The 16,882-nt window shown below is 56.8% G+C and carries 21 protein-coding genes and 2 pseudogenes; 19 read left to right on the forward strand and 4 right to left on the reverse strand.

The genetic code is table 11. The features are described from left to right. Positions 1 to 20 precede the first annotated feature (20 nt). From DQ405_RS18650 to DQ405_RS18670, 5 genes are all read left to right on the forward strand, one after another. Positions 21 to 326, forward strand: coding sequence for a nucleotide pyrophosphohydrolase (locus DQ405_RS18650; protein ID WP_168425574.1), 306 nt, complete (start codon positions 21 to 23; stop codon positions 324 to 326). Further along, positions 323 to 1,072, forward strand: a complete 750-nt coding sequence (locus DQ405_RS18655) for a methyltransferase domain-containing protein (protein ID WP_168425575.1) — start codon at positions 323 to 325, stop codon at positions 1,070 to 1,072. Before DQ405_RS18650 ends, DQ405_RS18655 begins: the two co-directional genes overlap by 4 nt. 19 nt (positions 1,073 to 1,091) lie before the next feature. After that, on the forward strand, positions 1,092 to 1,703 hold the full coding sequence (locus DQ405_RS18660) for a DUF4136 domain-containing protein (protein ID WP_168425576.1): 612 nt from the start codon (positions 1,092 to 1,094) through the stop codon (positions 1,701 to 1,703). A gap of 27 nt (positions 1,704 to 1,730) precedes the next feature. Beyond that, positions 1,731 to 2,291, forward strand: a complete 561-nt coding sequence (locus tag DQ405_RS18665; RefSeq protein ID WP_168425577.1) for a DUF4136 domain-containing protein — start codon at positions 1,731 to 1,733, stop codon at positions 2,289 to 2,291. A 220-nt stretch (positions 2,292 to 2,511) separates the two neighbouring features. Further along, the gene (locus DQ405_RS18670) at positions 2,512 to 2,961 is read left to right on the forward strand and encodes a DMT family transporter (RefSeq protein ID WP_168425578.1); all 450 of its coding nucleotides are present in this window, start codon (positions 2,512 to 2,514) and stop codon (positions 2,959 to 2,961) included. A gap of 20 nt (positions 2,962 to 2,981) precedes the next feature. Here the strand turns inward: DQ405_RS18670 and DQ405_RS18675 are convergent, their stop codons facing one another. After that, positions 2,982 to 3,917 (reverse strand): SdiA-regulated domain-containing protein, encoded by a 936-nt coding sequence (locus DQ405_RS18675; protein WP_168425579.1) that lies wholly within the window; start codon positions 3,915 to 3,917, stop codon positions 2,982 to 2,984. A gap of 210 nt (positions 3,918 to 4,127) precedes the next feature. On the opposite strand from DQ405_RS18675, the gene DQ405_RS18680 reads away from it, so the two are divergent. The 3 genes from DQ405_RS18680 to DQ405_RS18690 all read left to right on the forward strand — a co-directional run bounded on the left by DQ405_RS18680 (position 4,128) and on the right by DQ405_RS18690 (position 6,394). Then, the gene (locus DQ405_RS18680; protein ID WP_168425580.1) at positions 4,128 to 4,421 is read left to right on the forward strand and encodes a hypothetical protein; all 294 of its coding nucleotides are present in this window, start codon (positions 4,128 to 4,130) and stop codon (positions 4,419 to 4,421) included. A 132-nt stretch (positions 4,422 to 4,553) separates the two neighbouring features. Then, entirely contained in the window at positions 4,554 to 5,933 is a 1,380-nt protein-coding gene (locus DQ405_RS18685) for an MATE family efflux transporter (RefSeq protein ID WP_168425581.1), read from the forward strand. A 2-nt stretch (positions 5,934 to 5,935) separates the two neighbouring features. Beyond that, positions 5,936 to 6,394, forward strand: coding sequence for a DUF2214 family protein (locus DQ405_RS18690; protein ID WP_168425582.1), 459 nt, complete (start codon positions 5,936 to 5,938; stop codon positions 6,392 to 6,394). Positions 6,395 to 6,526: 132 nt separating this feature from the next. On the opposite strand, the gene DQ405_RS18695 is transcribed toward DQ405_RS18690, so the two are convergent. Further along, positions 6,527 to 7,939, reverse strand: a complete 1,413-nt coding sequence (locus DQ405_RS18695) for an alanine/glycine:cation symporter family protein (RefSeq protein ID WP_168425583.1) — start codon at positions 7,937 to 7,939, stop codon at positions 6,527 to 6,529. A gap of 201 nt (positions 7,940 to 8,140) precedes the next feature. Here DQ405_RS18695 and DQ405_RS18700 point away from each other — a divergent pair, with 201 nt between their 5' ends. Next, entirely contained in the window at positions 8,141 to 8,971 is an 831-nt protein-coding gene (locus DQ405_RS18700) for an NYN domain-containing protein (protein ID WP_168425584.1), read from the forward strand. A 117-nt stretch (positions 8,972 to 9,088) separates the two neighbouring features. Further along, positions 9,089 to 9,457 (forward strand): annotated as a pseudogene (locus DQ405_RS18705) (hypothetical protein); the annotation flags it as partial. A gap of 389 nt (positions 9,458 to 9,846) precedes the next feature. On the opposite strand, the gene DQ405_RS18710 reads toward DQ405_RS18705, so the two are convergent. After that, positions 9,847 to 10,812, reverse strand: a complete 966-nt coding sequence (locus DQ405_RS18710) for an integron integrase (protein WP_168425586.1) — start codon at positions 10,810 to 10,812, stop codon at positions 9,847 to 9,849. Positions 10,813 to 10,959: 147 nt separating this feature from the next. Here DQ405_RS18710 and DQ405_RS18715 point away from each other — a divergent pair, with 147 nt between their 5' ends. The 9 genes from DQ405_RS18715 (at position 10,960) to DQ405_RS18755 (ending at position 16,453) form a co-directional block, all read left to right on the forward strand. Continuing rightward, positions 10,960 to 11,259, forward strand: a complete 300-nt coding sequence (locus tag DQ405_RS18715; RefSeq protein WP_168425587.1) for a hypothetical protein — start codon at positions 10,960 to 10,962, stop codon at positions 11,257 to 11,259. A 1,163-nt stretch (positions 11,260 to 12,422) separates the two neighbouring features. Further along, complete coding sequence (locus DQ405_RS18720; protein ID WP_168425588.1) at positions 12,423 to 12,761, forward strand: hypothetical protein; 339 nt, start codon at positions 12,423 to 12,425, stop codon at positions 12,759 to 12,761. Positions 12,762 to 12,913: 152 nt separating this feature from the next. Next, positions 12,914 to 13,165 (forward strand): hypothetical protein, encoded by a 252-nt coding sequence (locus DQ405_RS18725; protein WP_206678913.1) that lies wholly within the window; start codon positions 12,914 to 12,916, stop codon positions 13,163 to 13,165. Positions 13,166 to 13,251: 86 nt separating this feature from the next. After that, entirely contained in the window at positions 13,252 to 13,857 is a 606-nt protein-coding gene (locus DQ405_RS18730) for a hypothetical protein (RefSeq protein WP_168425590.1), read from the forward strand. Between the two features lie 110 nt (positions 13,858 to 13,967). Further along, positions 13,968 to 14,342: a hypothetical protein gene (locus tag DQ405_RS18735; protein ID WP_168425591.1), complete on the forward strand. Its 375-nt coding sequence runs from the start codon at positions 13,968 to 13,970 to the stop codon at positions 14,340 to 14,342. Between the two features lie 101 nt (positions 14,343 to 14,443). Then, a complete protein-coding gene (locus DQ405_RS18740; RefSeq protein WP_168425592.1) occupies positions 14,444 to 14,953 on the forward strand; it encodes a hypothetical protein in 510 nt (169 codons plus the stop codon). Between the two features lie 86 nt (positions 14,954 to 15,039). Beyond that, on the forward strand, positions 15,040 to 15,549 hold the full coding sequence (locus DQ405_RS18745; protein ID WP_168425593.1) for a glycoside hydrolase family 6 protein: 510 nt from the start codon (positions 15,040 to 15,042) through the stop codon (positions 15,547 to 15,549). Positions 15,550 to 15,621: 72 nt separating this feature from the next. Then, the gene (locus tag DQ405_RS18750) at positions 15,622 to 15,957 is read left to right on the forward strand and encodes a hypothetical protein (protein WP_168425594.1); all 336 of its coding nucleotides are present in this window, start codon (positions 15,622 to 15,624) and stop codon (positions 15,955 to 15,957) included. A gap of 94 nt (positions 15,958 to 16,051) precedes the next feature. Beyond that, positions 16,052 to 16,453: a hypothetical protein gene (locus tag DQ405_RS18755; RefSeq protein ID WP_168425595.1), complete on the forward strand. Its 402-nt coding sequence runs from the start codon at positions 16,052 to 16,054 to the stop codon at positions 16,451 to 16,453. Here the strand turns inward: DQ405_RS18755 and DQ405_RS18760 are convergent. Next, a pseudogene (locus tag DQ405_RS18760) lies at positions 16,401 to 16,882 on the reverse strand (IS30-like element ISPsp7 family transposase); the annotation flags it as partial. The gene DQ405_RS18755 and the pseudogene DQ405_RS18760 overlap by 53 nt on opposite strands.

The raw sequence follows: 16,882 nt of genomic DNA on the forward strand, positions 1-16,882 counted from the left end.
AGCGAGCCCGCCTTTCCCTGATGAACATCGACCACATTACCCAACGCCTGCACGCGATCCGCGATCGTAACGACTGGCAGCGCTTTCATAGCCCAAAGAACCTTGCCATGGCCGCCAGCGTGGAGATGGCCGAACTGGTGGAAATCTTTCAATGGCTCGGCGAAGACGAATCGCGCCAGTTACCGGCCGAAACGCTCGCGCACGCCGGCCAGGAGGTCGGCGACATCCTTATGTATCTGTTGCTGATGTGCAGCGAACTGGGCATCGACATGGAACAGGCGCTGCTGGACAAGCTGGCCGACAACGAGCGGCGGTTCGCCCGATGAGCGATCGCCATTTCGACGAGCTGGCGACGCGCTTCGCCGAGAAAATCTACGGCGGCGCCAAGGGCGCGATCCGTCTCGCCGTGCTGCAGGCGGACCTTGCGGAGATACTGCCGCAGCGCCCGCTGCGGGTACTGGACGTCGGCGCAGGCCTTGGCCACATGAGCCTCTGGCTCGCGCAGCAAGGCCATGCTGTGACGTTAGCCGAACCTGCCGAACCGATGCTCGAAGGCGCTCGCGAGCGGTTCGCGGCGGCGGGCCAGGCCGCCACTTTTATCCAGGCGCCCTGGCAGGACGTTGAAAACCACGTCGCGGACCGTTTCGATCTGGTCATCTGCCACGCGGTACTGGAATGGCTAGCCGAGCCCCAGGCGATCCTGCCAGTACTGCATCGTCTGGTTGCGGCCGACGGCTGGCTGTCACTGGCCTTCTACAACCGCGATGCGCTGATCTACCGCAACCTGCTCAAAGGCCACTTCAAGAAGCTGCGCAGCCAGACCTACGCCGGTGAACGGAAGAGCCTGACACCGCAACAGCCACTTGATCCGCGCGAGCTGGCCGCGCAACTCGCGCCGCACTGGCGTGTCGAATCAACCAGTGGCGTGCGTGTGTTTCACGACTACATGCCCGCCGATTTCCAGGCCCGCACCGAGCCTGCCGAGCTGATCGAGATGGAATTGGCCTACCGCCGCCATCCCGCGTTTGCCGGCCTCGGGCGCTACCTGCACTGGTTATGCCGGCCGAGCTGAGCGCCGGCCGGAGGTATTGATGCTGACACGCGCAGGGCTGTCCCTGCTTTGCCTGAGCCTCGCGGCCTGCCAGAGCAGTAATCCTTACACCAGCGAATCCAATCCGATCCCGCCGGCGCCGCCGGTCGAGCAGGTGCAGTCGCCGACCTACCCGGCCGCACCGCGGGACTTTTCCAGCTATCAGAACTGGAGCTGGCGCAACCCGCCGGCTGGAACGGCTTCGCTCGCCGCCGAGGAGCTGCAGGACATGGTGTCCGGCGCCCTCGATCAACGCGGCCTGCGCCCGGCGCCCGAAGGCGCCAGGGGTGATGTGCAGATCAGTGCCAGCGCCAGCATGGAGACGCGGGTGCGGCAGGTCTACGATGACTATGGCACCCGCGTCGGCGCCGGTCGCTATGGCGGATACGGTCCCGGTTACGGCTCGGGCGTGGGTATCGGCGCCAGCGCGCCGTTGGTGCGCAACTACGAAGAGCAGGTCATCGCAGTGCGCATCGAAATGATCGATAGCGCGTCCGGCCAGACCGTGTGGAGCAACCGCGCCGAAGCCCTTAGCGGCAGCAGCCAGGCCGAACGCAAAGACGCAGCACGCGATGCAGTGAACCGCGCGCTCGCCGACTATCCGCCGCGCTGATCGCGCGCCCCTGCGAGGAGAACCGCCATGTTCCGCTCACTACTGATGCTTCCCTTGCTGGTGTTGCTGACCGCCTGCCAGACCACGCAGGTGCAGCGGGATTTCGATCCGCAGCGAGACTTTTCTGCCTATCGCAGCTGGAGCTGGAAAGAGCCGGCGCTGCAGTACCGCCCGGATGACCCGCGCATCAAGAGCGACCTCACCGAGCAGCGCATTCGCAGCGCGATCAGCGAGCAACTGGATCAGCGTGGCCTTCGCCAAGCCCAGCCCGGCGCTCAGCCGGACGTGCTGATTCAGGCCTGGTTCATCATCGATGAGCGCAGCCAGCAGTACACCACCACCTCAATGAGCGCTTGGGGCAGTCCTTGGCATGGTTTCTGGGGCGGGCCAACCTTCGCCGATACACGGACCATCCATTACCAGGTCGGAACCCTGCAGATCGACTTCTATGATGCCGATGACGGCAAGCTGGTTTGGCGTGGCAGTGCCGAGCAGGTGCTGCGCAACGATCCCGGCGGCCCCCAGGAGCGCGCCGGGATGTTCCGTGAAACGGTCACCGAGGTACTTTCGCAATACCCACCGCAGTAGAATGCGCTCCGTTCCGAACCCGGCCTGCCGCAGTGACGGGCTTCGGATTGCCAAAACGGCAATGCTTCGCCCCGAAAGCGGGCCTCCTGCGCTGAATCCGGCGTTTACCTTCTAACGGGTTGAGGCGCCTCGCGGCGAATTCGGCGCCTATAAACGATCTCTGACTCGCCGCAGCGATGAGCGGCGGGCGTTCTGTCTATTCAAACGGAGTAAAATTCGCATGCCTGTCGTTGCCTGGTGGCTCCTTGTCCTGCCTTTGATTGCCGGGTCATTTCTGCCGCTGCAGGCTGGCATCAACGGGCAGGTCGCCAAACACCTGAACAGCGTTATGGGCGCAGCGCTGCTGTCCTTTGCAATCGGCACCGTGGCGCTGATCTGCGTGGTTTTGATCCAGCGAGACGTGCCTTCGCTTCAGGAATTGAAAAGCCTGAACTGGTGGCATTGGACGACCGGATTGCTGGGCTGCGTCTTCATCGCCACCGCGGCTTTTGCCGGTCCGCGTATCGGCGCACTGCTGTTCATGGCGTTGGTGTTGGCAGGGCAGCTGGGCATGGCGCTGCTGCTCGATCACTTCGGCTGGGCGGGGTTCCGGCAGTCCTCGGTGTCCCTCGGCAAGATTGCCGGATTGCTGCTGATCTTCGGCGGCGTGTGGATGATCCGTCGCGGCTGATGGCGACGGATCGAGAGCGGCTACTTGCGCTCGAAGGCGTAGAACAGGTTGGGTTCGCTGACCAGGTAGAGATTCCCCCGCGCATCGAAGGTCATGCCCTCGGCCTGTGGCACGCTGTTTTTCAGCCCTGCGAAACCACTCCATAGCGAACGAAAGCTGACCATCTCACCCTGGCTGTCGAGCTCCAGCATCATCTTCGCTTCGTCGCTGAGCAGCACCAGGTGACCGGTGCGCTCGTCGTAATGCACCGAAGCCAGATCGCTGGCCATGTCCTTGTCTTCTATCCAGGCCTCGCGGTCGATGACTTTCAGGTTCAGCTGGCCGTGCAGGCTGGCCTTGATTCCCTGGATCTCGTAGAGCTTGCGCGGCGTATGCTCTTTGACCACGAACAGCCGGTCACCGGCGCGATCGTAGCCAAGCCCCTCGAAGCCGGCATTATCCCCTTCCCCCAACCCCAGGGAGACAGATGCATAGTCGTCACGCTGCAGCTCACCGGGCTCCGCCGGCACAGGCATGATCACGATTGTTTGGCTTCGCTCCTCGACGACAGCAAGCAGGTTGTCGCCCAGGTAGGTGATACCTTCGACGTCTTCGAATCCCTTCAACGGATAGCGCGCAAGGAACCGGCCATCCTGGTCCAGCGCAATCAGTTCCTCGGGGTTGTTCACCACGGCCCACAGATGATTGCGACGCTCATCAAAGGTCAGCCCAGAGAGGTTGTTCGCAACCGATGCCACCGGCAACGCATCGACACGCACCTGGTATTCGGGCAACCACAGGCTGCGTGACTCCCAACGGCTCTCATTCCAGGCCGATTGCACCGAGTAGAAGAGTCTTTCATCAAGATGAAGGGCGGCAGCGGCATAGAACGAACCGGCAACCAGCATACCCAGCGCCCAGAGTCGGGGGCGCGTACCCGACAACCACTGTGATCGCAGCTCGGTAACAATCGACATGGATTTATCTCATCAGAACAACGGCACACAGCCTGCTCGGGAAGGATTGCAATTGCATGACGGCGATGAGCCGGTGCCGACAGCCTTGTACTGACCCGCCCGCCACACGCGGGTTCAATCGATCATGGGAACTGCCAGGCGGATTGATAGCCCAATGCCCCAAGGAAACGGCTGCGCCTGCAGCCTCGGATCGTATAGCAGGAGAGCAACATGCGGGTGGAAGGCTTTTTCGAATGGTTGGGCCAGGCGCTCGGCACGGTGATTCGGTACATCGTCGATGCGTTGAGCGGCTTCTTCGGATTGTTTGCCGATGCCGGTGCCAACTTTCTCGGGGGCCTGTCGCGGACCCTGGGCATGGACCGCTCGCTGATCAGCCTGATTGCCTTGGCGATCGGCCTGATGCTGCTGATTGGCGCCTTCCGTGCGTTCTTCCGGCGCTCGTTCATCGCCGGGGTGATCTATCTGTTTCTGGGGCTCTGGTTGCTGAGCTGGCTGATTCACTGATTCGTAGCTGGTAGCCGCCCGGTGCCACGCTCTGACCTGTACCACATGCCCGCCTTCGGCGCACATGCGTCGCGCTTGGGCTGATTTCAGGACGACCGCGACGTATCATGCCCGGCTGTCTTGGAGTTTTACATGTCACGGCTACTGCTTGCCTGGCGGCACGCCCCCACCCATAAACGGGTCTGGGGGCTCGCTGCACCAATGATCCTGTCCAATCTGTCCGTGCCGCTGGTGGCCCTGGTCGACAGTGCCGTGATCGGTCATCTGCCGCATGCCCATCAACTGGCCTCGGTCGCAGTGGGCGGCAGCCTTTACACCCTGCTGGTCTGGGTCATGGGCTTTCTACGCATGGGCACCACCGGTTTCGCGGCGCAAGCGGCCGGACGCGAAGATGGCGGTGCGCTGCGCCAGGTGCTGCTACAAGGGTTGCTGTTGGCAATTGCCTTCGCCCTGTTGCTGAGCCTCGTCGCATTGCCGCTCAAGGGCTACGCGTTGCAGCTGATGCAACCCTCGGCGGAACTCGATGCGCTCACCGAAAGCTATTTCCATACGCGCCTGTTCGGCCTGCCCGCCGCCCTGGCGAATCTAGCCCTGATCGGCTGGTTTCTAGGGACCCAAAACGCTCGTGCACCGCTGGCCATTCTGCTCACCACTAACCTGACCAACGTCGCGCTGGACCTGTGGTTCGTCATCGGCCTGGACTGGGGGGTGGCCGGTGCCGCGCGCGCTTCGGTGATTGCCGAATGGAGCGGCGTGCTCGTCGGCCTGACGCTGACCCGCGGAGCCCTGTTGCGCTATTCCGGCCGACTGGATCGCCATGCGATGCGCCGTTGGGCCAACTGGAAGCCGTTGATGTCGGTCAATCGGGATATTTTCCTGCGCTCGCTGGCGCTGCAGTTGGTGTTTTTCCTGGTCACGGTGCAAGGCACGCGGCTGGGTGATGCCACGGTCGCTGCCAACGCGCTGCTGCTCAATGGCCTGATGCTCACCGCCCACGCACTGGATGGGCTGGCTCATGCGGTGGAAGCCTTGAGCGGTCATGCCATCGGTGCGCAGAACCGCACCGAGCTGCGCCGGATCCTGACAGTCGCCGGAGGCTGGTCACTGCTCGCCAGCCTAGCCTTCGGCCTGTTCTTCCTACTCGGCGGCGAGCTGTTCATCAGCCTTCAAACCGACATCCCCGCAGTACGCGAAACGGCCATCGCCTACCTGCCTTATCTGGCGGCGCTGCCGCTGGTGGCCGTCTGGAGCTATCTGCTCGATGGCCTGTTCATCGGGGCCACCCGCGCGCGGGAAATGCGCAACGCGATGCTGCTGGCGGTGCTGATTTCGCTACCATTGGGCTGGCTGCTGCGCGCATTGGGCAATCACGGATTGTGGTTGGCCTTTCTCGCCTTCATGCTGCTGCGGGGTATCTGTCTCGGCAGCATCGCCCGACGCCTGCAGCACCAGCAGCAATGGTTCCGCTCGACCCATGCCGCCGCCGTAGCAACCCCACCGAAAGGACACTGAAAATGGCCTACGCCGTCGCCGCCTACCTACATTTTGTGGCGATCCTCCTGCTCTTCGCCTTGCTGGCACTGGAGCACCAGTTGTTCAGCCAGCCGCTGGATTTCAAGCGAGCGCGCAGCCTGTTCCGCACCGATATCGCGTTCGGCATCGTCGCCGGCCTGGTGCTGATCACCGGCCTCGCCCGTGCCATGCGCTATGGCAAGGGCATGGACTACTACCTCAACAACAGTTTCTTTCACGCCAAGATCACGCTGTTCGTGGTCGTCGCGTTATTGTCCATCTACCCGACGGTAACCTTTCTCAAGTGGCGTCCGGCCCTGAAAGCCGGCCAGGCCCCAACCATCAGCCCGGCCAGTGCGCGCTGGGTCCGGCTGATCATTCGCGTCGAGCTGCTCGCGCTGCTGCTGATTCCTCTGTTCGCGACACTGATGGCACGGGGGTTCGGAGTAATTCCGCTGTAGAACGGTGTCGCGAACGCCCCGTCCAGCAGCACGCCGCCCCGCGCACAGCGGTAGCGGCGACCTGAAAACACCACTTCTACGCCACTGATAGGCTTCGCCCCGGCATGATGCCGGAGCGTCCAGCCGTATCCATCAGCGCCAGATGTTGTTGTTGATCTTCGCCTTCAGCTCCGGGTAATCCGCCGCCTTGAAGGTTGGTACTTGGCCCGCCTTGATCTGCGTCATGTAGTCCTTGGTGAGCTTCACCACCGTCCCCGAGAGCAGCACGATGGCGATCAGGTTGATCGTCGCCATCAGGCCCATGGAGGCATCGGCGGCGTTGAACACGGTGGTCACCGCCTCGTAAGCGCCCCAGATAACCATGCCCAATGCCGCCAGACGCAGCAGAGTGAGCCCGAGCTTGTTGCCCGCGCCGAGGAAGATCAGCGCATTCTCGGCATAGGTGTAATTGGCGACGATCGAGGTGAAGGCGAAGAACAGGATCGCGACGGCTATGAAATAGGTTCCGGCTACGCCGATATGGCTCTCCATCGCCTGCTGAGTGAGCTGTGTGCCGGTCACGCCCGAGCCCGGCTCCAGCACGCCCGCGAGCAGGATCATCACCGCCGTAGCGGTGCAGATGACAATGGTGTCGATGAACACGCCCATCGACTGCACCAGCCCCTGCGAGGAAGGATGATGCGGCGCAGGTGTAGCGGTCGCCGCGACGTTCGGCGCGGAGCCCATGCCCGCCTCGTTGGAGAACAAGCCGCGCTTGATGCCGTTGAGCATCGCCGCCGTCACCGAGCCCGCCACACCGCCGGCAGCCTCCTCGAGACCGAAGGCGCTGCGGATGATGGTCATCAGCACACCAGGCACTTCGGTAATGTTCATCACCAGCACCACCAGAGCCATCAGCACATAGAGACCGGCCATCAGCGGTACCACCAGTTCGGCAAACCGTGCAACGGAACGCAGCCCGCCGAAGATCACCGCCCCCGCCAGTATCGCGACAGCGATGCCCACCCACAGCTTGGGAATGCCGAACGCGCCTTCCATCGCATCCGCAATCGAGTTGGCTTGCACGGCGTTGAACACCAGCCCGAAGGAGATGATCAGCGCAACGGAAAACACCGCACCGGCCCACGGCGCCTTCAGGCCCTTGGCGATGTAGAACGCCGGACCGCCACGATACTGGCCCTCGCCATCGCGCACCTTGTAGAGCTGAGCCAGCGAACTCTCGGCGTAGGCCGTCGCCATCCCCACCAGCGCCACCATCCACATCCAGAAGATCGCCCCGGCGCCACCGAGATACAGTGCGACCGCCACGCCCGCCAGGTTGCCGGTACCCACCCGCGAAGCAAGGCTGGTACACAGCGCCTGGAATGGCGAGATACCGGACGCATCGCTCTGCCGTGCGCCTCTGATGGCCCGCACCATCTCGCCGAAATGCAGAAACTGCAGGAAGCCCAGGCGGACGGTGAAAAACACACCGACCGCCAGCAGGCCATAGATAAGTACGTAGCCCCAGAAGATGGTGTTGAGGAAGTCGATGATTGCGGTCATGTAGGCGCCTTTTCGTGAGGGACGTAAGGGTACTGCTTACTCTAGCCGCTAAGCAGGCCTGCACCAGCCGCAGCGCGTCTAGCAGACGGACGCAATCTCCGAACCGACTCGGCCGCAAGGGTTCAATCGAAACGGCCGGCGCTATAGCACTGCGGCTGCAACTGGCGTTATGGTCGGTACACCTCCCTCCAAGGACGAACCATGGCCGCGAAGCCCAGCAACACCCGTCAGCAGATCCATCTCGCCGTGCTCATCGACGCCGACAACGCGCCCGCCGCCATCGTTGAAGGGTTGTTCGAAGAAATCGCCAAGTACGGCGTCGCCAGCGTCAAGCGCATCTACGGCGACTGGACCAAACCCAACCTGGGCAGCTGGAAAAAGGTACTGCTCGATTACTCCATCCAGCCGATCCAGCAGTTCGCCTATACCTCGGGCAAGAACGCCACCGACAGTTCGCTGATCATTGATGCCATGGATCTGCTCTATACCCGGCGTTTCGATGGCTTCTGCCTGGTTTCCAGCGACAGCGACTTCACCCGCCTGGCCGCGCGTCTGCGCGAGGAAGGCCTGACCGTCTACGGTTTCGGCGAACAGAAGACGCCCTCGCCCTTCGTCTCCGCCTGCGACAAGTTCATCTACACCGAAATCCTCCGTGCCGATGCACCCAAAACGTCACAGGAGCCGCCGATCAATGGAGAAAAGCCGTCGGTACAGATCACGACTGACGATACCAAGGAAGACACCAAGACCACCGACAAGAGCGTTCAGGTCAAATCACAGAAGGTCCCGGTGGACTTCATCGCCAAGGTGCTCGCCGACATAGCCGATGATGAAGATGACTGGGTCCAGCTCGGCGAGCTTGGTTCCAATATCAGCAAACTCCGCCCCGCCTTCGACCCCCGGCTCTACGGGTTCAAGAAACTCAGCGACCTGATCAAATCCCAGCCAAAACGCTTCGAACTCGAAGCTCGCGGCACCACATCCACCGGCGGCAAGTCGCTCTATGCGCGCAATATCAAAGCGGCCAGATAGCGAGACGACGCAATGCGAAATGATGTGTCCATTATTTTGCAATCAATCCATACGACGAGAATCGAACCCATCCCCCTCGAACCCTTCTAAGCAGGCATCGACTCTAGGAGAGTTCACATGACCAAGCCACTGCTCACCGCCCTCGGCATCGCATTTTGCGCGCCCGTCGCCTTTGCTCAGACGCCCAAGCCAGAGGTGATCACCCACCTGAACGGCCTGGACATCGAAATCAGTGCCATGGGCGTTCCGACCTCCACCACGGCAGCAGGGGGCGAGTTGGTCGGGATTCGGGCAGTGAAGGTCATGAACAAGACCGGAGAGACCGTGACGTGCGAATTTCACGTACCCGATGAGGCTCGGGCTGATACCTCCGCACCGCCTGTATTTACGGTGACGCCGAATACACAACGGGTCGAGCGCGTGCCGGGCGACTATTCACCTGATGAGCCGTTCGCCGAGCTGACCTGCCGTGGCGCGTCGCAAAGCGTGGATACTTCCACCGCCGCCCCCTCAAGCGAACCCGCGGCTGAACCGACCGCCGCGCCGGCACCGAATACCGCCCCCACGACAACGCCAGCCGACGAGCCGACACGTACACGCACCGCTTCCGAGCGCGATCGATAAGCCGTTTACGGCGCAGGCGCCTGGACCTACCCAGCCGCCCGCCTGCGCTGCAGGCGAAATGCGCCGGAGCGCCCCAAGCAGCCCCGCCGATCGCCCCGGGAAGCAAATCAATTATCCGCGGTGCGGCTGAACTACTTCACCCCGTGCCCCTGCACCTCGGCGCCCGCTTCAGCGCCGCAGCATGGTGAACGCAAATACTTCGCTCAAACGGTAAACCGCGAACACGAACGGACCTGAGCGCAACGACAGCTCTACATCCGATCCAGCGGGCTTAGCACCGCGAGGCCGCCCCGATTGAGCACATGGGTATAGATCATCGTTGTCTTCACATCCGCATGCCCAAGCAGTTCCTGGACCGTGCGAATGTCCTGCCCGCTTTCCAACAAATGGGTGGCGAAACTGTGCCGCAGGGTATGAGGGGTCGCCAACTTTGCGAGCCCTGACGCCTTAACTGCTCGCTTGAACGCGCGTTGCACGCGTTTCTCGTCCAGATGATGCCGACGCACCGACCCGCTGCGCGGGTCGACTGACAAGCCCGCCGCCGGAAAGACATATTGCCAAGCCCACTCAAACGGTGCGCCGGGATACTTCCGCGCCAAGGCATCCGGAAGGTAGACGTCGCCCCTTCCCTCGGCCAGTTCGCATTGGTGAACGGCCCGCACCCGCGCAATATGTTGCCTGAGCGGTGAAACCAAGCTTGTCGGCATTACCGTGACGCGATCCTTCTGACCCTTGCCGTCGCGGATGATGATTTCGTTACGCGAAAAATCCACATCCTTAACCCTAAGCCGTACGCCCTCCATCAAACGAAGCCCACCGCCATACAAGAGTCGCGCGATGAGCCCGACGTCTCCATCAAGCTGTCCGAGGATCTGCTGTACCTCGCTAATGGAGAGCACAACCGGCAACCGAGCCGGCTTCTTGGCACGGACTACCTCGCCCAACCAGGGTAAATCCTGCTTGAGCACCTGTTTATAAAGAAACAATAACGCGGCCAGTGCCTGATTCTGCGTAGATGCTGAGACATCACGACGAACCGCCAGATCAGAAAGAAACGCTTCGACGTCCGGAGCGCCCATTTCCATCGGGTGGCGATAATTGTGAAACCGTACATAGCGCTTGATCCATTCGCAATAGACGCGCTCAGTTCTGATCGAGTAATGTTTCAGCCTGATCTGGTCGCGAACTTGATCGAGTAATCGCGGCTTTCCATCCATGGTGTATAACTCCTTTATACATTCATCCTTCCTCGGAACCGCCCAGACTAGACAAGGAGATCGAAGATGACAAGGAATGTTATACACCACGCCCGCTCGGCGTCTTATACACCACTTGGTGTCTAATTATAGTTATGAGCCAACAGCATGGACACGCATAGCTATCTGGAAATACTCGTTAACGACAGGCTCGACGGCGATAAGAGCCGAGTTGTCGAGCTTTTTGATGACGATGAGGTTTATCTAAACCTTGTAGTTCTAGATGTGGCTGGTGGCTGGCTAAACTACAAGAATAATCTCAATGATGGCTGGCATCTTATAGAACACCTCGGGTTCTATGACGTTTACTATCAAGAGCGGGGAGCTATCCTAGAGCGCAGCAGGTTTGAAAAGCTCAAAGAAGCAGCAGCGTTTTTCTACACGGAATCGGGGTATGTTAGCTCATAACAAGTCGCTCAAATCGCTCACTTCGTTCGCTGGGACGGCGTGCCGCCGCCCTTTAGCTTAATCGTTAGGCTTTATGAAAATTCATTTCTCGCTCTAGTTATACTTGGACTAATTGCCACAAGCACGACCATCAATGCTTCAGAACCAATGTGTTCACAAGATGCCATTATTCAGGCCAAAAAGCTTCTCACCTTCCACTTCGGTGAAGATGATCGAATAGAAATTGACTCGATTTCTAGCGAACTTCCTTCTGTCCGAAATCCGGCCAACAAACAACAAAGGTTTCAAGTTTTAGAGGTGGGCGGTCAAATATATAGAACGCAATATAGAATGCGCTTTATTTATTACCATCTTGAAAGCAGCTGCCTGTTGATGGGACAGGAAATATTGCAACTAGCAAACATATGAGTTCAGCCTAACAAGTGGTTCAAACCGTTCGCTCCGCTCACTGGGACGGGCTAAAGCCCGCCCCTTAACCAAACGTTAGGGTTCCCATGTCGCAATTCGCAAACCTAGCCACCGAGCTTAAATCTGCCGGAATCCGCATGGGGCAAATCCGCATCAACGAAACACCCCAAGACTGTTGCTTTTGCATTCTCAACTATGGCGATGAGATCGAGTGCTTCTACTTTGAGCGTGGTGGAAAATTCGACCTGGTGTCTTTCGCTTCGCAACCCGAGGCAATTGAGCACTTTAAGAATTGGGTACTATCCAATAAAACGCTATATGCAACCTGGGGAGGCACTGTTGGACTACCCTAACAATAGGTTCAAACCGTTCGCTCCGCTCACTGGGACGGGCTAAAGCCCGCCCCTTAACCAAACGTTAGGCGTCATTTTCTTTTAAGGCTCGTGCATACATGGAAGTTTGTTTCGCCGCCGCCCGTTTCTCTTTCAATACGTATCCGTCGCATTGCCCGCTAGCGCGTCGTTTTTGCGCGCTCTGGCTCCGAGTCCGGCTACCAGAAGCATGCAGCGGTGTGAATCAGTCAGCACGTATTGGTTTGAACGTTCAAATCCACTCAGCCATTTGCGGTATCAGCCAGCGAGGCCCGCTATGCTCCGCTGCCTAACAAGCGGTTCAAGCCGCTCACTCCCGCTGGGACGGGCTAAAGCCCGCCCCTTAACCAAACGTTAGATCCTTCAATAAACAAAGAGAGAACTATGCGCAACGTGACAATAAAAGAGCTTAATTTCAAAGAAAGGCTGATAATTTTGTGGGGTTTCTTTTGGCGAGCACTCACAGTAGGCGTGGCATCCGGACTTGCAGGCGCCATATTGGGAGCACTGTTTGGGTTCGTCGTAGGGCTAATCGTAGCCTTGTCCGGAGGGAGCAAAGAAACAATAGAAAGCATTGCAGGTGTTGGCGGCGCAGTTCTCGGTCTAGTATCTGGAATATTTTTCTTTTATATCTATATCTGCTGGCTCCTCAAAGCAAAATTTGGAAAATACAAACTAGCCCTGTTGGAAAACCAACAAGAGCAACATCCTGCTTCGGTGTAGGGCATCTAACAAGTGGTTCAAGGCCGTTCGCTTCGCTCACTCGGGACGGGCTAAAGCCCGCCCCTTAACCAAACGTTAGAGGTTATCGTCCGATGCCGTGCGAGAAGTGCGCCGACCTTTGTGTTCGCTACCCAATTCGGCAGCCAAATGACTTGCTTAAAGCAATTAAAATCGCCAAGCAAAACGTGGAAGACGGCACAATCATCGAACTGCCAGACCTTGATTCTATAAATCAAAATTCATTTGAAGCTGTTGCATCAGGCGAAGCATGGGGCGACATTGTTGAATACAATTTTTGTTGTTCAAATTGCAGCGAGCGCTTTTCCCTACACGCCGAGACATATCACGGTAGCGGCGGTTATTGGGAGCCAAAGAATAAGTCATCCGTGCGCGAGAACCTCTAACTGTTGGTTCAAATCGTTCGCTTCGCTCACTGGGACGGGCTAAAGCCCGCCCCTTAACCAAACGTTAGTGTTGCAAGGAAGCCCAAGTGAGCCCTTCAAAACGAGAAGCTCTATACAAAAGCATACGCTTCGAGATAATCCGGGCAAAACTTGCCTTCGACAACTTCTTCAAAATTGCCGGCACAATAATTACTGAAACAATACCGGAAGATAATCCACACATCCAAATATTGGCATTCGACAGTTATTCTAGGTGGTGCGGCCATTTGTATGAGTGCCTTCTAGCACTTCAAATCGTATCGAATGAAAGCTCAATTAATGAAAAATCATTTGGTGCTGAAATTGACAAGCACATTCAATTTGAGGCTGAAAAAGCAATAAACAGAAGGTTGTCTTTACTCAGGAGCGGCAAAGATGAATTTTCGCATTTCACAGATTTTGAGCTAAGTACAACATTTGCAAAAGACTTACGAACAGTAAGGAATAAGTGCTCATTCCATTGCTCGCTAAACCGGGTAACAAGTTCTCTTTTGCAGAACTTCATCAATAACCATCATGAAGTAGCATATGCCCTTTACGAAGATACTTATGGATGGTTTGGCGGCCTCGAAACAGAAGCAAAGATGGACATAGGGGAAATCACAAATTTCTTCAAAATTGCAAAACTGAAAATTCTTGCAGTGCAACACTAACAAATGGTTCAAACCGTTCGCTTCGCTCACTGGGACGGGCTAAAGCCCGCCCCTTAACCAAAACGTTATGTTCACTCCCTCGCCAACTGCGAAGCAACCAGAGAGCAAGAATGGAATTAAGCATAGCGGTTGATGTTCTCATATTCCTCGGCGGCTTGTTTATAGGCAACAGGCTAACGCTAGCAAATGAACGCAGGAAAGAGTTCAACGAGGTCGCAGAGCCTCTATTCAAATCTCTCGAACTCCAGCGCCGAACTCTAGAGGAAGGGAGCTTTCCAATTAATGTCTTAAGTGAAAACGACTTCATAGAAGCTCAACGAAGAATCAAATTCAATCAGCGACGCGGCTTTACCACAAAAATCACTGAATATGTTCTAGCTCAAAACCAATGCGGTGAATATCGAGAAGGTATCTACAAACTCGAAAACCCAGAGATACTCATCTCTAGAATCGAGGAGCTCACAAAATATCTTTCGCACAAGTAAACATAACAATTGGTTCAAGTCGCTCGCTTCGCTCACTCGGGACCGGCTAAAGCCGGCCCCTTAACCAAACGTTATGCAAAGCGCTCAAGGACATATCAACATTGAGAGAAAGTATTTTTAAAAATGTGTTCTTCTGGGGTGATACAGAAACATCCGCATTGAAATGGCTCGCAATGTTACCTCTAGAGCTATACGTGGGGGAGCACCTTATTGAAATGCTATCAAATACAGCGTCATACAATCACGAAACACGCGAGCCTAAGATAGGGAGCGAGACAAACGGTTGGCGCAAGCCTCTTGCGGAGTTCATTCCAGCCACCCTTTTCAACAAGTCATTCCAAAACAAAATAATCGAACTGCTTAGAGAGAAATATCTAAAACACTACAACCTAATAAAGCAGAGTGAACCGTACTCAGAAGACGCGCCTGAACGCTTCGAACTTAATCACGGAAAACTCTATTTACTTACCGAGTTAAAGCTTGCATATAACACAATCTGGGTATTGCTCAATTTTACAATAGACCTGGCGGTGTATTTCATTACAAAAGACCTAACAATGACACTACTTGCCGGTGCCATAGTCGAATTTATACGCAGACTCAAGTTATGAAGAGCATAACAAGTCGCTCAAACCGCTCACTTCGTTCGCTGGGACGGGCTAAAGCCCGCCCCTTAGCTTAACGTTAGGTTGTCCTTATGAGAGATGTGCTAAATCAGATAAGAGCGGCGAATGAGGCCGGTTTGTACTACGTCGCATTGTTTTCTGCGCTGGCTATTCCCGATATTTGTGGCGCACTTGAGTCACAGGACGGAACCGCAAATGGTCAAAGATACCGGGCATGGTTTGATCGCTGGGTAGCGCCTAAATATTCCTTCTTCGGCGGCACCTCACTTTCGGGAGAGGTCTGTTACTACTATCGCTGCGCGGCCCTGCATCAGGGGCGAGCCGCTCACCCAAAAATGCAGTACAGCCGAATCATCTTTGTTGAGCCTGGGAATCACGGGATCATGATGCACAACAATGTCATGAATGATGCATTGAACATTGACGTGAGGAGATTCTGCGAGGACGTCATTTCGAGTTGTGAAGATTGGCTAGTTGCCGTTGCAGCAAACCCTGCCGTTCAACAGAATCTGGCGAGTAGCATGCAGCGATATCCGCGGGGTCTTGCACCTTACATCGTAGGAATTCCCGTTATCGCGTAGGAGCAACCTAACCATTCGCTGCAGGCGCGACGGCCCTGGCGGGCCGCGGCCTGAGCTCAAACGTTAGGCTTTATGAAAAATTCATTTCTCGCTCTAGTTATACTTGGACTAATTGCCACAAGCACGACCATCAATGCTTCAGAACCAATGTGTTCACAAGATGCCATTATTCAGGCCAAAAAGCTTCTCACCTTCCACTTCGGTGAAGATGATCGAATAGAAATTGACTCGATTTCTAGCGAACTTCCTTCTGTCCGAAATCCGGCCAACAAACAACAAAAGTTTCAAGTTTTAGAGGTGGGCGGTCAAATATATAGAACGCAATATAGAATGCGCTTTATTTATTACCATCTTGAAAGCAGCTGCCTGTTGATGGGACAGGAAATATTGCAACTAGCAGACATATGAGTTCAGCCTAACAAGTGGTTCAAACCGTTCGCTCCGCTCACTGGGACGGGCTAAAGCCCGCCCCTTAACCAAACGTTAGGGTATCAATCAAGCAATGGACCTCAATGACCTTGCAATAAACTACTATCACGACTCCCTTGCTCTCGCTCAAAAGGCGATGATTTCTGGGATTACCGTGTCAGGTATTGCATATCTGGTTGCCATTATCGGCATAGGTAAAGCCTCCTATACCATCCCCTTTATTGGTATCGAAGTTGAATCCTTGAACTATTTTTCAATTTCACTTTTGTGCTTGTATTTTGCATGCGGCATGTTGTGCTTGCACGGCATGAATAAAGCACTCTACAACTGGCAACTAATTTCTGATCATGAGCTTTCCGCACGTCTTCTTCATACGCCAAACATATTAATGTCGGCGGTTGCAGGAGCTGAGCGCAACACGGTTATTGAATTGAAGCCGGAGCATCATGCCGCATCGCCATGGCATTTTGCATGACCTCTCCCATCACCTCGATGGGGCATTTGAAGTCGAAGCGCTTGCGCGGTCGCATGTTCAGTTGCAGCGCAATGGCGTCCAGCTCCTCTTGGCTATGTACCGACAGGTCTGTGCCCTTGGGCAAGTACTGGCGAATCAGGCCGTTGATGTTTTCGTTGCTGCCGCGCTGCCAGGGGCTGTGCGGGTCGCAGAAGTAGATCGCCACGCCGGTTCTTTGGGTGATCTCGGCGTGTCGCGCCATCTCCCGGCCCTGGTCGTAAGTCATGCTCTTGCGCATCTCCAGCGGCATGCCATTGAGCGCGGCGCTGAAGCCTTCCAGCGCCGAAGTCGCCGTCGCGTCGTTCATCTTCACCAGCATCAGGTAGCCACTGGTGCGTTCCACCAGCGTACCGACGGACGAGGCGTTGGCCTTACCCTTGATGAGGTCGC

This window comes from Pseudomonas sp. SST3, assembly GCF_003325755.1.

Excerpts from the sequence above, each read along its gene's own strand:
- DQ405_RS18650 (WP_168425574.1), top strand. The coding sequence starts at position 21 with ATGAACATCGACCACATTACCCAACGCCTGCACGCGATCCGCGATCGT.
- DQ405_RS18655 (WP_168425575.1), top strand. The coding sequence starts at position 323 with ATGAGCGATCGCCATTTCGACGAGCTGGCGACGCGCTTCGCCGAGAAA.
- DQ405_RS18660 (WP_168425576.1), top strand. The coding sequence starts at position 1,092 with ATGCTGACACGCGCAGGGCTGTCCCTGCTTTGCCTGAGCCTCGCGGCC.
- DQ405_RS18665 (WP_168425577.1), top strand. The coding sequence starts at position 1,731 with ATGTTCCGCTCACTACTGATGCTTCCCTTGCTGGTGTTGCTGACCGCC.
- DQ405_RS18670 (WP_168425578.1), top strand. The coding sequence starts at position 2,512 with ATGCCTGTCGTTGCCTGGTGGCTCCTTGTCCTGCCTTTGATTGCCGGG.
- DQ405_RS18675 (WP_168425579.1), bottom strand. The coding sequence starts at position 3,917 with ATGTCGATTGTTACCGAGCTGCGATCACAGTGGTTGTCGGGTACGCGC.
- DQ405_RS18680 (WP_168425580.1), top strand. The coding sequence starts at position 4,128 with ATGCGGGTGGAAGGCTTTTTCGAATGGTTGGGCCAGGCGCTCGGCACG.
- DQ405_RS18685 (WP_168425581.1), top strand. The coding sequence starts at position 4,554 with ATGTCACGGCTACTGCTTGCCTGGCGGCACGCCCCCACCCATAAACGG.
- DQ405_RS18690 (WP_168425582.1), top strand. The coding sequence starts at position 5,936 with ATGGCCTACGCCGTCGCCGCCTACCTACATTTTGTGGCGATCCTCCTG.
- DQ405_RS18695 (WP_168425583.1), bottom strand. The coding sequence starts at position 7,939 with ATGACCGCAATCATCGACTTCCTCAACACCATCTTCTGGGGCTACGTA.
- DQ405_RS18700 (WP_168425584.1), top strand. The coding sequence starts at position 8,141 with ATGGCCGCGAAGCCCAGCAACACCCGTCAGCAGATCCATCTCGCCGTG.
- DQ405_RS18710 (WP_168425586.1), bottom strand. The coding sequence starts at position 10,812 with ATGGATGGAAAGCCGCGATTACTCGATCAAGTTCGCGACCAGATCAGG.
- DQ405_RS18715 (WP_168425587.1), top strand. The coding sequence starts at position 10,960 with ATGGACACGCATAGCTATCTGGAAATACTCGTTAACGACAGGCTCGAC.
- DQ405_RS18720 (WP_168425588.1), top strand. The coding sequence starts at position 12,423 with ATGCGCAACGTGACAATAAAAGAGCTTAATTTCAAAGAAAGGCTGATA.
- DQ405_RS18735 (WP_168425591.1), top strand. The coding sequence starts at position 13,968 with ATGGAATTAAGCATAGCGGTTGATGTTCTCATATTCCTCGGCGGCTTG.
- DQ405_RS18745 (WP_168425593.1), top strand. The coding sequence starts at position 15,040 with ATGAGAGATGTGCTAAATCAGATAAGAGCGGCGAATGAGGCCGGTTTG.
- DQ405_RS18750 (WP_168425594.1), top strand. The coding sequence starts at position 15,622 with ATGAAAAATTCATTTCTCGCTCTAGTTATACTTGGACTAATTGCCACA.
- DQ405_RS18755 (WP_168425595.1), top strand. The coding sequence starts at position 16,052 with ATGGACCTCAATGACCTTGCAATAAACTACTATCACGACTCCCTTGCT.